Source organism: Pseudomonas kurunegalensis, from assembly GCF_030291635.1.
In the GTDB taxonomy this organism is placed as follows: domain Bacteria; phylum Pseudomonadota; class Gammaproteobacteria; order Pseudomonadales; family Pseudomonadaceae; genus Aquipseudomonas; species Aquipseudomonas monteilii.
The window spans coordinates 288348-300602 of the sequence record NZ_CP127871.1; the positions used below are offsets into that span (position 1 = coordinate 288348).

Below are 12255 nucleotides of genomic sequence, written 5' to 3' on the forward strand. Positions count from 1 at the left end.
CGAGTTGTACACAATTCTCTAAGTTACTGTATTTGCTGTGAAACTTTATCGATTTTCGGCTGTCTGAGACCTTTATGACAAAGCCCTGAACCGTTACGGAACAGGGCTTTTTTCGTTTTTACAGGATACGCCCGTCGTCCTGCGCCCGCTCCAGTTTGATGGCGATGAACTTCGAGGTTGGCGTATGGCTGCCATCGCCAATGCTCTCCAGCGGCACCAGCGGGTTCACCTCGGGGTAGTACGCCGCCGCCTGCCCGGCCGGGATATCGAAGGCCAGCAGGGTGAAGCCCTGCACCCGGCGCACATGCTCATCCCCCCACAACGAGACGATGTCCACTTTCTGCCCCGGCTGGAAGCCCAGGCGGATGATGTCGGCTTCGTTGGCGAACAGCACCTCGCGCTGGCCGCGCACACCACGATAGCGGTCGTCCAGGCCGTAGATGGTGGTGTTGTACTGATCGTGCGAACGCATCGATTGCATGATCAGATCCGGCAGTTGGCCGCTGGCGCGCACGCGCTCGTCGAGCAACGTATCCGGCAGCAGGTTGGCCTTGAAGTTGGCGCGGCCGGTACCGGTCTTCCACTCGCGGCTCGCAGCGCTGTTACCCAGGTAGAAGCCTCCGGGGTGTTGCAGGCGCTGGTTGAAATTACTGAAGCCCGCGATGGTATCGCCGATCAGGTCGCGAATACGGTCGTAGTCGGCCACCAGCCAGTGCCAGTCCACCGGTTGCTTGCCCAGGGTAGCGGCGGCAATGCCGGCCACCACTGCCGGTTCCGAGCGCATCTGTGACGACAGAGGCTTCAACTGCCCGTTGGAGGCATGGACCATGCTGAACGAGTCTTCCACTGTCACTGCCTGTGGCCCGTCGGCCTGCAGATCAATGTCGGTGCGGCCCAGGCACGGCAGGATCAGCGCCTGCTTGCCATGCACCAGGTGGCTGCGGTTGAGCTTGGTGCTGATGTGCACGGTCAGTTCGCAATTGCGCAGCGCCTGGGCGGTACGCTCGGTGTCTGGCGTGGCTTGGGCGAAGTTGCCGCCGAGACCGATGAATACCTTGGATCGGCCATCCAGCATGGCGTGGATCGCTTCGACGGTGTTGTGGCCGTTGTGCCGCGGTACGGGGAAGCCGAAGCGTTTTTCGATGGCATCCAGCAGCGCTACCGGTGGGCGTTCGTTGATGCCCATGGTGCGGTCACCCTGCACGTTGCTGTGCCCGCGTACCGGGCACAGGCCTGCGCCTGGTGCGCCGATGTTGCCGCGCAGCATTTGCAGGTTGACGATTTCCTGGATGGTCGGCACCGAGTGGCGGTGCTGGGTGATGCCCATCGCCCAGCACATGATCACCCGTTTGCCACGGCAGTACATGCGCGCGGCCAGTTCGATATCCGCCAGTGTCAGGCCGGACTGTGCCTGGATGTGTTCCCATGGAGTGGCATCCACCACTGCCAGGTACTCGTCGACGCCGTGGCCATGTTCAGCGATAAAGGCATGGTCGAACACGGCCGGCTCGCCGTTGGCCTGGGCCTCGCGTTCCCACTGCAGGACGAACTTGGCCATGCCGCGCAGCATCGCCATGTCGCCGCCCAGCGCCGGGCGGAAGAAGGCGGTGTTGGTCGGCCGGTCGCTGTTGGTGAGCATCTCCAGCGGGTTTTGCGGGTGCTGGAAGCGCTCCAGGCCACGTTCCTTGAGCGGGTTGATACACACCACCTGGGCGCCACGCTTCACCGCATCGCGCAGCGGGTCGAGCATGCGTGGGTGGTTGGTGCCCGGGTTCTGGCCCCAGACGAAAATCGCATCGGCATGCTCGAAGTCGTCGAAGGTGACGGTGCCCTTGCCGACCCCGACGCTCTGCCCCAGGGCAACGCCACTGGCTTCGTGGCACATGTTCGAGCAGTCGGGGAAGTTGTTGGTGCCGTAAGCACGGACGAAAAGCTGGTACAGGTACGCCGCTTCGTTGCTGGCGCGCCCCGAGGTATAGAACTCGGCCTGGTCAGGGGTGGCCAGTTTGTTCAGTTCGCGGGCGATCAGGGCGAAGGCAGCATCCCAGCTGATGGGTTGGTAGCGATCGCTGGGGGCGTCGTAGACCATTGGCTCGGTCAACCGGCCTTGGTACTCCAGCCAGTAGTCGCTCTGTTGCAGCAGCGAGGTGACGCTGTAACGGGCAAAGAAGGCGGCATCCACGCGGCGCTTGGTCGCCTCCCAGTTCACCGCCTTGGCGCCGTTCTCGCAGAACTTGACCATGCCGCTTTCCGGCGAGTCGCCCCAGGCGCAGCCCGGGCAGTCGAAGCCACCGTTCTGGTTGGTCTTGAGCAGGGCGCGAATGTTCTTCAGCGCGTTGTCGCTGCCGACCCAGGCCTTGGCCACGCTGCGCAGTGCGCCCCAGCCACCGGCGGGGCCGTGGTAGGGCTTGTAGCGAGGGGTGGAGGCTGGGGCGTTGTCCGGAAGGTGCTGGTACGAGGTCACGGCTGTTACGACTCCGCCGCTGGGCTGTAGACCCGCGGTGCGCTGTGCTTGGGCAAGTGGATGAGATTGAGGTTGTGCTTGCGCGCCCATTGCAGGGCAAGGCCGGTGGGCGCCGACAGGCTGACCAGGGTCTGGATGCCGGCACGCAGCACCTTCTGGATCAGCTCCAGGCTGCAGCGGCTGGTGACGATGGCCAGGCCGCCCTGGCTGTCGATGCCCTGGCGCAGCAGTGCGCCGATCAGTTTGTCCAGGGCGTTGTGCCGGCCGATGTCTTCGCGGCCGAGCAGCAATTCGCCATGGCGGTTCATGAACAGCGCAGCATGCACGGCGCCGCAATGCTGGCCCAACGGCTGGAAGGCATCGATACGCTCGCGCAGGCCGGCCAGCCACTGGGCCGGGGGCAAGGGCGCACCGGGCAGTACGGCCAGGTCCGGCAGGGCCTGCTCCAGCGCTTCGACCCCACACAGGCCGCAACCACTGGTGCCGGCCAGTTGGCGGCGCTGGTTTTTCAGGTTCCAGAAGGCCCGGCTGGAAATTTCCAGGTCGGCGTACATTGCCGAACCGCTGCCGGAGAGCTTCAGGTCGTAGATTTCTGCCGTGCCTTCGACAATGCCGCTGCCAACGCTGAATCCGACGGCAAAGTCTTCCAGGTCGGTGGGGCTGACCAGCATCACTGCCTGGTTGAGGCCGTTGTAGACGATGGCCAGGGCTACTTCTTCGGCCAACGGCGTGCTGTCACGTTCGGCGTCGTTGAGCTGGACGTAATCGTAGGTGTTGCTGGCGGCGGGCATGGACAAGGGCGATGAGGCCGCGCAGACCGGAGGTTTGCTGTTCATCGGGGGCGTTGAATACCGGCGGCTTTCTGATAGCACAAGCCTAGGCTTGCGGGCCGGCGGCGTCTAATCGCTAGGGTCTATGCCGTGATAGACCGCGTCGATTGGTCGCACAGGGGCGGGAGTGGAAAAGCTGGCCTAGACTCGTGTGTCCGAGGTTTCGTCAACAAGGAGAACGCAATGAGCCTGTTCAGTTTCGTGAAGGAAGCCGGCGAGAAGTTGATCGACCTGCTGACCCCCGGTAACGCCAATGCCGAAGAGCAGTTGAAGAAGCACGTGGAAAGTGTCGGCCTGGGCAACCCGAACATCAGTGCCACTGTAGAGGGTGACAAGATTATCCTCAAGGGTGAGGTGGCCAGCCAGGAGGAGAAGGAGAAGATCATTCTGGCGGCAGGCAATATCAATGGAGTAGCCAGTGTGGAGGACCAGATTACCGTGACCGGACCGGTGGTGGCGGCGGCCAGGTTCGTTACGGTGAAGAAGGGCGACACGCTGTCGGCCATCTCTGTGGTGGTTTACGGCAATGCCAACCAGTACAACAAGATTTTCGAGGCCAATAAGCCGATGCTCAAGCACCCGGACAAGATTTATCCGGGGCAAGTGCTGCGAATCCCTGACTGATCTCTACTGCCTGTGATGGCCTCTTCGCGGGTTCACCCGCGAAGAGGCCATCACAGGCCTACCAATAATTCCCGGTAATCCTCGACCGCGGCAAATTCCTCGGTATCTCGCGGCCCAGCCTGGCTGTCCGGCTGGCGCACCGCCAACAAATGCCCCACACCAAACCGCCGCGCACTGCGCAGTATGGCCAGCGTGTCATCAATGAAAAGGCTGCGCGCCGGCTCAAAGCCGATATCCGCCTGCAACGCATCCCAGAACTGTGGGCTCTCTTTCGGATAGCGATAATCGTGTGAGCTGATCAGCCGCTCGAAATACGGCGCCAGCTCCACCCGCTCGAGTTTCAGCGACAGCGAATCACGATGCGCGTTGGTAATCATCACCACCCGCTTGCCGGCTTGGCGAATCGCCGCCAGGAAAGTGTCGGCATCCGGCCGCAGGGCAATCAGGTCGGCGATTTCCTGTTTCAGCTCGCGAATCGGCAGGCGCAACTCGCGGCTCCAGAAGTCCAGGCAATACCAGTTCAGCGTGCCGGCATTGCGTTCGAACAGCGGCTGCAGCTCCATTTCCGCCATGGCCCGGCTTACCCCGTGCAGCTCGGCATAGCGTTGGGGCAGGTGCTCCAGCCAGAAGCGGTTGTCGTAGTGCAGGTCGAGCAGGGTGCCGTCCATGTCCAGCAGGACGGTATCGATGGCAGACCAGGGAAGAACAGGCATGGGAAACTCTCGTTCAGTCGGCAAGCCACGGTATAGTAACCCGTTCACGCCAAGGAGCCGCCCCATGCGCCAGAAACCCACCGTCCTCAGCCGCGAAATCGTCGCCAGCAGCCGCCTGTTCCGCGTCGAAGCCGTGCAATTGCGTTTCAGCAATGGCAATGAGCGTACCTACGAGCGTTTGGTGGGCCGGGGCAACGGCTACGGCGCAGTGATGATTGTGGCCATGCTCGACGCCGAGCACGCCGTGCTGGTGGAGGAATACTGTGGCGGCACCGATGAATACGAGCTGTCGTTGCCCAAGGGCCTGATCGAACCGGGCGAAGACGTGCTGGCCGCCGCTGACCGGGAGCTCAAGGAAGAAGCCGGTTTTGGCGCACGTCAGCTGGAGCATCTGACCGAGCTGTCGCTGTCGCCGGGCTACATGAGCCAGAAGATCCAGGTGGTGTTGGCCAGCGACCTGTACGAAGAACGCCTGGAAGGCGACGAGCCAGAGCCGATGCGGGTCGACAAGGTCAACTTGCGCGAGCTGTCGGCATTGGCCATGCACCCGCAGTTCACCGAAGGACGCGCCTTGGCGGCGCTGTACCTGGCGCGTGACCTGCTGATCCAGCGGGGGCTGCTGGAGCTATGAACGACCTGCAACTGATGCATGAAGTGGTCAAGCTGGCGCTGACGGCGGGCGAGGCGATCCTGCCGTTCTGGCGCGCCGATGTAGCGGTTACCAACAAGGCTGATGACTCGCCGGTAACCGCCGCCGATCTGGCCGCGCACCGGGTAATTGCCGAGGGCTTGCTGGCGCTGGCCCCGCACATTCCGGTGTTGTCCGAAGAAGACTGCAACATTGCGCTGGCCGAGCGCCAGGGCTGGAGCCGCTGGTGGCTGGTCGACCCGCTGGACGGTACCAAGGAATTCATCGCGGGCAGTGAGGAGTTCACGGTCAACATCGCCCTGGTTGAAAACGGCGAGGTGGTGTTTGGCGTGGTGTCGATGCCGACCAATGGGCGCTGCTACTTTGGTGGGCGCGGGTTGGGTGCTTGGCGTGCGGAGGCCGGTGAGTTTGCCCAGCCTATCCAGGTGCGCAACGCACCGGCGCAGGGCGAGCGCTTTACCGTGGTGGCCAGCCGTCGGCATTCCAGCCCGGAGCAGGAAGCGCTGTTGGCCGGGCTGGGTGCTGCGGTGGGGGAGCTGGAGCTGGCCAATATCGGCAGTTCGCTGAAGTTCTGCCTGTTGGCTGAGGGTAGTGCCGATTGCTATCCGCGCCTGGCGCCGACTTCGCAGTGGGATACTGCGGCGGCGCAGGGGGTGGTGGAAGGGGCCGGTGGCGAAGTGATCGGCTTGGATGGCTTGCCGTTCAGGTATCCGGCGCGGGAGTTGCTGCTTAACCCGTACTTCCTGGCATTGCCGGCCAATGCTACGTGGCGGCAGGCCTTCCTGAAGCTGATCTGACGCGTATCACCCTACCCTGTGGGGGCGGGTTTACCCGCGAACACCGGCGAAGCCGGTGCCATGCACCGCGCTGGATTCTTCGCGGGTAAACCCGCTCCCACAGGGATCCGCGTTAGCGGTGCAGCACGTACTGGCCGCTGAATTTCACAGCAGGCTCGTCACTGCCGACATTGCTCACCGTGGTCTCCAGCGTCAGCCGCGCCCGCCCGCGACGCTGGTACATGTTCACGAACCGCTCCCAGGTTTTCTCATCCGGCGCCGCGCAGCGCGCCACCGCTGCACCGGTAACCGGCAGCGGGTAACTGATCTGCCCCTCCTGGATGACGATATGCCCGTCATCGATCCCCAACTCACGCAGGCGCAGGTGCAGCCAGCCCCAACCCACCAGCACCGCTGCGCAGTACAAGCTGCCGCCGAACATGGTGCTCTTGTGGTTGACGTTGGCCGCCAGAGGCAATTGCAGGCGCAGGGTGTGCTGCTGCCAGTCGAGTACTTCCAGCCCCATTTCGCGGGTCAGGGGGATGTCGCCGTGCAGGACGGACTGCAGGTATTGGCTATCGGTGTTCATCAACGGTTGTCCTCATGGTCGTCATGCCCGCCGCTGCCGCCGTCAAAGCTCAAGCCGTGCTTGCGCAGTTTGTCGTGCAGGGTCTTGCGGGGGATGCCCAGCGCCTCGGCCAGGCTGCGCATGGAGCTGTGTGGCTGGGCCAGTTCGGCAGCGATCAGCGAGCGTTCGAACTGCTCGACCTGTTCGCTCAGGTTGCCAATCAGCACGGGCGCTGCAGGTACCGCTGCCGGTGGCGCCTGACCGTCCAGGGCCAGTTCCAGGCCAAGGGCGAAGCGTTCGGCCGCGTTCTGCAGTTCGCGTACATTGCCTGGCCAGTCGTGGCGCAGCAGCACGGCGCGCTGGGCCGGTTGCAGGGTGTGCGGTGGCAGGCCATGACGCTGGCTGGCAGCGTCGGCGAAGTGCTGGAACAGCACCAGAATGTCGTCGCCGCGTTCGCGCAGCGGTGGAATACGCAGCGGTGCCACGTTCAGGCGGTAGTACAGGTCAGCGCGGAAGCGGCCTTGGTCGGCAGACTGGCGCAGGTCTTCCTTGGTTGCGGCGATGATGCGGATGTCCAGCGGGATCAACTGGTTGCCGCCCAGGCGTTCGACTACCCGCTCTTGCAGCATGCGCAGCAGCTTTACCTGCACATCCAGGCTCATGCTCTCGATTTCGTCGAGGAACAGCGTGCCGCCGTTGGCAAACTCGAACTTGCCGATGCGGCGCTTCTGCGCGCCGGTGAACGCACCGGGCTCATGGCCGAACAGTTCGCTCTCGACCACCGACTCGGCCAGCGCGCCGGCATTGATTGCCACGAACGGCCCCTCGCGGCGGCTGGACAGATCGTGCAGGGCGCGGGCCACTACCTCCTTGCCGGCGCCGGTTTCACCCAGAATCAGCACATCGGCGCGGGTACCGGCCAAGGCGCCGATCTGTTCGCGCAGGCGCAGCATGGACGGCGAATGGCCTACCAGTCGGGTGGCCAGTTGTTGGCGGTCGCTCAGCGCCAGGCGCAGGCTGCGGTTGTCCAGCACCAGGCGGCGCAGGGCCAGGGCGCGGCGCACGCTGTCGAGCAGCGCGTCTGTGGCAAAGGGTTTTTCCAGAAAGTCATAAGCCCCGGCGCGCATCGCCTGCACCGCGAGCGGTACATCGCCGTGACCGGTAATCAGCAGCACCGGTAGCTCGCTATCGCGGCCATGCAATTGCTCCAGCAGTTGCAAGCCATCGATGCCGGGCATGCGAATGTCGCTGACCACCACGCCCGGCCAATCAGCCTCGATACGGTCGGCCAGGCCTTGGGCATCGGCCAGCGCGACCACCTTGAGGCCGGCCAGGTCCAGGGTCTGGCTCAGTGCCTGGCGCAGGTGCGGGTCATCGTCGACCAGGATGACCTGGGCTCGGCTGTCGATCAGTGTCTCGGTGGTCATGCCGAGGGGTCCTCCGAATTGGGCAAAGTAGCGCCAGGTGCGGCCACGCGCAGCTGCAAGGTCAGCAGCGCGCCCCCTTCCGGGTGGTTGGCCAGCAGCAGTTCACCGCCCAGGGCACGCATCAGGCTTTCACAGATGGCCAGGCCCAGGCCCAGGCCCTGGGTGCGGGTCTTGGTGGTGAAGAATGGCTCCTTGGCGTGCTCCAGGGCCTGGCGGCTGAAACCGGGGCCGTTGTCGCGGATGTACAGGTAGACGCAGTCATCACGTTGCTCGGCACTTAGCCACAAGCGGCGCGGGTTGGCTTTTTCGGTCAGGGCGTCGAGGGCGTTGGCCAGCAGGTTGCCCAATACCTGGCGCAGGCGAGTCTCGCCGGCTTGTACCCACAAGGTGGCCTCGGGCAGGTCGCGGATCAGCTCCACGGCCATGGCCCGGCGGCGCTTGGCCAGCAGCGCCAGGGCATCGTCCAGGGCAGGTTGCAGGGCTACGCTCTCCGGGGCGTGCCGGTCGCGGCGGGCGAAGGCGCGCAGGTGGGCAATGATCGAGGCCATACGCCCGGTCAGTTCGCCAATCAGCTTGAGGTTGCCGCGAGCGTCTTCGGTGCGTTGGTGGTCGAGCAGGATCTCGGCATTTTCCGCGTAACTGCGAATGGCCGCCAATGGCTGGTTCAGCTCATGGCTGATGCTGGCCGACATGGTGCCGAGAACCGACAGCTTGCCGGCCTGCACCAGTTCGTCCTGGGCACGCACCGCTTCCTGCTGAGCGTTCTCGCGCTCCAGCACGGCGCTTTTGAGGCGGGAGTTGAGGCCTTCGAGGTCGGCCGTACGCTCGGCCACACGCTTTTCCAGTTGCTGGCGGCCACGGGCCTCGAAGTCGATACGGTCGATGTAGTGGCGGCGCCGCTGCATCACCAGCCCGGCCAACAGCATCACCACCAGCAGGGTGCCTGCGCCGATGGCCATTACCGTCTGTACCGAACGGTCGACCAGTAGGCGAGGGGCGAGAATGCTCACTTGCCAACCTGTTTCCTTGATATCGCGGGTCTGGGTGATCCAGGCATCCGGGTTGAGCATCAGGGGTTGCGGTGCCTGGGTCGGGTAGGGTTGGATGGCGATGATGGCCTGGCGTTCGGCTTCGGTCAGCACACGGGTAGCGCGGAAGCGCCAGTCAGGCCGCGAGGTGAGGATGACCACGCCATTGTGGTCGGTCAGCAACAGCTGCTCGGGGGTACGGCCCCAGAGGGTCTCGGTGTGGTCGAGGTCAACCTTCACCACCAGCACGCCAACGACACGCTCACGGTCCCGCACGGCGGCGGCAAAGAAGTAGCCGCGCTTGGCCGAGGTGGTGCCTTGGCCGAAGAAGCGGCCCAGGTGGCCGGCCATGGCTTCGTTGAAGTAGGGGCGGAAGGCGAAATTGCGGCCGACGAAGCTGTCGTGCTTGTCCCAGTTGGACGCGGCCAGGGTGTTGCCGCTGATGTCCATCAGGTACATCACCTCGGCGCCGGTCTGCTGCACGATGTCCTTGAGCAGGCGGTTGGCGTTGGTTACTGCTTCCAGGCGGAACGGGTCGGCCAGTACACCCCGCAGCGCCGGCAGGTCGCCAAGGATTTGTGGCAGGGTCTCATAACGGTGCAGGGTGCCGAGCAGGTTGGCGACGTACAGGTCGAGGGTCTGGCGGTTCTGCGAGGCCAGCTCATCCTGGTAGTAACGCTCGGCCAGGTGGTGCAGGGGCCACAGGAGCGGGGCCAGGCACAGGGCCAACAAGGCCAGGCTGCGCCAGCGGGGACGGCGTGGGGGCGTGGGTTTTGCAATCATCACGTAAATGCGCCAGAAAAGTCTGGCGCAATTATGCGCTAGTTAAGGCAGCAGTTCCGACTCTGAGAGTGGCAGCCCTAGCTTGTCCTTGTCTGATAGCACCGGGGGTTGCTGCAGCCCCCAGTTGATTGCCAATTGTGGGTCGTCCCAGCGGATGCAGCGGTCGGCCTCCGGGTTGTAGTAGTCGGTGGTCTTGTAGAGAAACTCGGCCGACTCGCTCATTACTGCAAAGCCATGGGCGAAGCCGGGTGGAATCCACAGTTGACGGTGATTGTCGGCCGACAGATGCACGGCGACCCATTGGCCGAACGTTGGCGAGCTTTTGCGCACATCAACGGCGATATCACGGATTTCCCCCTGCACCACGCGCACCAGCTTGCCTTGGGTGTTTTTCACCTGGTAATGCAGCCCGCGCAGCACGCCCTTGATGGAGCGTGAGTGGTTGTCCTGGACGAATTCGGCTTTCACGCCGGTTTGCCGCGCGAACTCACGCGCGTTGAATGCTTCGAAGAAAAAACCACGGCTGTCACCGAAAACCTTCGGCTCGATGATCAGTACTTCAGGGATTGCAGTAGGAATGATGTTCATAGCGGCTCGCTGGCCCGTTGCCCAAGTATTGACCCTAGTCGGCCCCGCTGGAATTTTCCGCTGGGAGCTGTAACAGGATGCATAAGGTATGGCTATGGTAGACGTCAGACTGTTATCGGCACCAGACAAGGGCAGATTAGGTTCGATTGTTATCGGTACAAATTTGTTATTTCAGCGGAAAAGTCCCGACTGCCGGGCTTTAAGTGTCGATATATATCGGTTATAAACTCACAAACGCCCCAGCACAGTCCGGCTCAGGGCCATCACAGAGGTCACCCATGAAAACCCTCAACACCACGCCCCGTGCCGATGGTTTCCACATGCCCGCCGAGTGGGCCCCGCAAACCCAGGTGTGGATGGTCTGGCCGGAGCGCCCGGACAACTGGCGCCTGGGCGGTAAGCCTGCCCAGGCAGCTCACGTCACCTTGGCCAAGGCCATTGCCCGCTTCGAGCCTGTGACCGTCGCAGCCTCTGCCGGCCAGTACGAAAATGCCCGTCGCCAGCTCGACCAGCCGAACATTCGTGTGGTCGAAATCAGCAACGATGACGCCTGGGTGCGTGATACCGGCCCGACCTTCGTCATCAACGACCAGGGTGAAGTGCGTGGTGTGGACTGGGGCTTCAATGCCTGGGGCGGCTTCGATGGCGGCCTGTATGCACCCTGGAACCGCGACGAGGAACTGGCCGCCAAAGTGCTGGAAATGGAGCGCTGCCAGCGCTACCACACCGAAGGCTTCGTGCTTGAGGGCGGCTCGATTCACGTGGACGGTGAAGGCACCGTGATCACCACCGAGGAATGCCTGCTCAACCGCAACCGCAACCCGCACCTGAGCCGCGAGCAGATTGAAGCCGTGCTGCGTGATCAGCTGGCGGTCGACACTGTGGTGTGGCTGCCGGATGGCCTGTATAACGACGAAACCGACGGCCATGTCGACAACTTCTGCTGTTACGTGCGCCCAGGCGAAGTGTTACTGGCCTGGACCGATGATTCCAACGACCCCAACTATGCGCGCTGCCACGCGGCCATGGAGGTGTTGAAGAACACCCGCGACGCCAAGGGCCGTGAGTTCATCGTGCATAAAATGCCGATTCCGGGCCCGCTGTTCGCCACGGCTGAAGAGTGTGCCGGTGTCGATCAGGTGGCCGGCAGCCAGGAACGTGACCCGTCGGTGCGCCTGGCCGGTTCGTATGTGAACTTCCTGATCGTCAACGGAGGCATCATCGCGCCAAGCTTCGATGACCCGGCAGATGCCGAAGCCAGAGCGATCCTGGCGAAGATCTTCCCCGACCACGAGGTGGTGATGATTCCGGGCCGTGAGCTGTTGTTGGGCGGTGGCAACATCCACTGCCTGACCCAGCAGCAGCCGGCGCCGGTCAAGCGCTGAGCGCGTGGTGAATGAAAAGGCCCGTCATGTGACGGGCCTTTTTTTTGGGGCGACATCCGGAGGCCGGACTGGCATACGTTTTGTATTGATTTTCAAACAGATAGCCAATCAGATAGCTCGGCCAGGTCGCGCTCTCGGATCTGTAACAATACTTACGTAAATTTGCCGCTCACGGGCCAGGGAGTACGTGTAGAAATGAACGCAGCAAGTGAGTCGGCATTGCGCCCATCGGCAGTGAATCACCAATCGCTCAAGCGGGTTGCGAAGTGGTTGAAGCACCATGGAAGCAACAAGGTCAGGACGACCGACCCACAGCGGCTGCTTGCAGGGCGCTACCCCCAGGGGCTGATCAGCGATGCAGAAATGCAGGCGTTGATGGGGGTGTGGCACTGATTGATTGCTTAAACCTGTGCCGGCCTC

General features: G+C 63.2%; 12 protein-coding genes. 5 read left to right on the forward strand and 7 right to left on the reverse strand.

Features of this window, described 5'->3' with window-relative positions:
• Positions 1-118: 118 nt before the first annotated feature.
• Together QQ992_RS01155 and fdhD are read right to left on the reverse strand one after the other, a co-directional pair.
• On the reverse strand, positions 119-2464 hold the full coding sequence (locus QQ992_RS01155) for an FdhF/YdeP family oxidoreductase (protein ID WP_286111982.1): 2346 nt from the start codon (positions 2462-2464) through the stop codon (positions 119-121).
• A 5-nt stretch (positions 2465-2469) separates the two neighbouring features.
• Positions 2470-3300: a formate dehydrogenase accessory sulfurtransferase FdhD gene (gene fdhD / locus QQ992_RS01160; RefSeq protein WP_286111983.1), complete on the reverse strand. Its 831-nt coding sequence runs from the start codon at positions 3298-3300 to the stop codon at positions 2470-2472.
• Positions 3301-3477: 177 nt separating this feature from the next.
• Between fdhD and lysM the strand changes: the two genes are divergently transcribed.
• Positions 3478-3918: a peptidoglycan-binding protein LysM gene (lysM, locus tag QQ992_RS01165; protein ID WP_286111984.1), complete on the forward strand. Its 441-nt coding sequence runs from the start codon at positions 3478-3480 to the stop codon at positions 3916-3918.
• 50 nt (positions 3919-3968) lie between these two features.
• On the opposite strand, the gene yrfG is transcribed toward lysM, so the two are convergent.
• The gene (gene yrfG, locus QQ992_RS01170; protein ID WP_286111985.1) at positions 3969-4631 is read right to left on the reverse strand and encodes a GMP/IMP nucleotidase; all 663 of its coding nucleotides are present in this window, start codon (positions 4629-4631) and stop codon (positions 3969-3971) included.
• Positions 4632-4695: 64 nt separating this feature from the next.
• Between yrfG and nudE the strand changes: the two genes are divergently transcribed.
• Together nudE and cysQ are read left to right on the forward strand one after the other, a co-directional pair.
• Positions 4696-5262, forward strand: a complete 567-nt coding sequence (gene nudE / locus QQ992_RS01175; RefSeq protein WP_060501240.1) for an ADP compounds hydrolase NudE — start codon at positions 4696-4698, stop codon at positions 5260-5262.
• Positions 5259-6077 carry a 3'(2'),5'-bisphosphate nucleotidase CysQ gene (gene cysQ / locus QQ992_RS01180; protein ID WP_286111986.1) on the forward strand — a complete coding sequence of 273 codons (819 nt, stop codon included), beginning with the start codon at positions 5259-5261 and terminating at the stop codon, positions 6075-6077. Before nudE ends, cysQ begins: the two co-directional genes overlap by 4 nt.
• Positions 6078-6189: 112 nt before the next feature.
• On the opposite strand, the gene QQ992_RS01185 is transcribed toward cysQ, so the two are convergent.
• From QQ992_RS01185 to rfbC, 4 genes are read right to left on the reverse strand one after another with little or no spacing between them, the layout of a single operon-like run.
• Positions 6190-6645: a thioesterase domain-containing protein gene (locus tag QQ992_RS01185; RefSeq protein WP_110741907.1), complete on the reverse strand. Its 456-nt coding sequence runs from the start codon at positions 6643-6645 to the stop codon at positions 6190-6192.
• Positions 6645-8051 carry a sigma-54-dependent transcriptional regulator gene (locus QQ992_RS01190; RefSeq protein ID WP_060501234.1) on the reverse strand — a complete coding sequence of 469 codons (1407 nt, stop codon included), beginning with the start codon at positions 8049-8051 and terminating at the stop codon, positions 6645-6647. Before QQ992_RS01190 ends, QQ992_RS01185 begins: the two co-directional genes overlap by 1 nt.
• A complete protein-coding gene (locus QQ992_RS01195; protein WP_060501232.1) occupies positions 8048-9862 on the reverse strand; it encodes a sensor histidine kinase in 1815 nt (604 codons plus the stop codon). The genes QQ992_RS01190 and QQ992_RS01195 overlap by 4 nt, the downstream gene beginning before the upstream one ends.
• Positions 9863-9904: 42 nt before the next feature.
• A complete protein-coding gene (rfbC, locus tag QQ992_RS01200; protein ID WP_286111987.1) occupies positions 9905-10450 on the reverse strand; it encodes a dTDP-4-dehydrorhamnose 3,5-epimerase in 546 nt (181 codons plus the stop codon).
• A gap of 278 nt (positions 10451-10728) precedes the next feature.
• Here rfbC and aguA point away from each other — a divergent pair, with 278 nt between their 5' ends.
• Complete coding sequence (aguA, locus tag QQ992_RS01205) at positions 10729-11835, forward strand: agmatine deiminase (protein WP_286111988.1); 1107 nt, start codon at positions 10729-10731, stop codon at positions 11833-11835.
• Positions 11836-12030: 195 nt separating this feature from the next.
• On the forward strand, positions 12031-12228 hold the full coding sequence (locus tag QQ992_RS01210) for a hypothetical protein (RefSeq protein WP_019096882.1): 198 nt from the start codon (positions 12031-12033) through the stop codon (positions 12226-12228).
• Positions 12229-12255: the final 27 nt, after the last annotated feature.

Coding starts and splice junctions, on each gene's coding strand:
- rfbC (WP_286111987.1), bottom strand. CDS start 10,450: ATGAACATCATTCCTACTGCAATCCCTGAAGTACTGATCATCGAGCCG.
- lysM (WP_286111984.1), top strand. CDS start 3,478: ATGAGCCTGTTCAGTTTCGTGAAGGAAGCCGGCGAGAAGTTGATCGAC.
- nudE (WP_060501240.1), top strand. CDS start 4,696: ATGCGCCAGAAACCCACCGTCCTCAGCCGCGAAATCGTCGCCAGCAGC.
- QQ992_RS01185 (WP_110741907.1), bottom strand. CDS start 6,645: ATGAACACCGATAGCCAATACCTGCAGTCCGTCCTGCACGGCGACATC.
- QQ992_RS01195 (WP_060501232.1), bottom strand. CDS start 9,862: ATGATTGCAAAACCCACGCCCCCACGCCGTCCCCGCTGGCGCAGCCTG.
- aguA (WP_286111988.1), top strand. CDS start 10,729: ATGAAAACCCTCAACACCACGCCCCGTGCCGATGGTTTCCACATGCCC.
- QQ992_RS01190 (WP_060501234.1), bottom strand. CDS start 8,051: ATGACCACCGAGACACTGATCGACAGCCGAGCCCAGGTCATCCTGGTC.
- cysQ (WP_286111986.1), top strand. CDS start 5,259: ATGAACGACCTGCAACTGATGCATGAAGTGGTCAAGCTGGCGCTGACG.
- fdhD (WP_286111983.1), bottom strand. CDS start 3,300: ATGAACAGCAAACCTCCGGTCTGCGCGGCCTCATCGCCCTTGTCCATG.
- yrfG (WP_286111985.1), bottom strand. CDS start 4,631: ATGCCTGTTCTTCCCTGGTCTGCCATCGATACCGTCCTGCTGGACATG.
- QQ992_RS01210 (WP_019096882.1), top strand. CDS start 12,031: ATGAACGCAGCAAGTGAGTCGGCATTGCGCCCATCGGCAGTGAATCAC.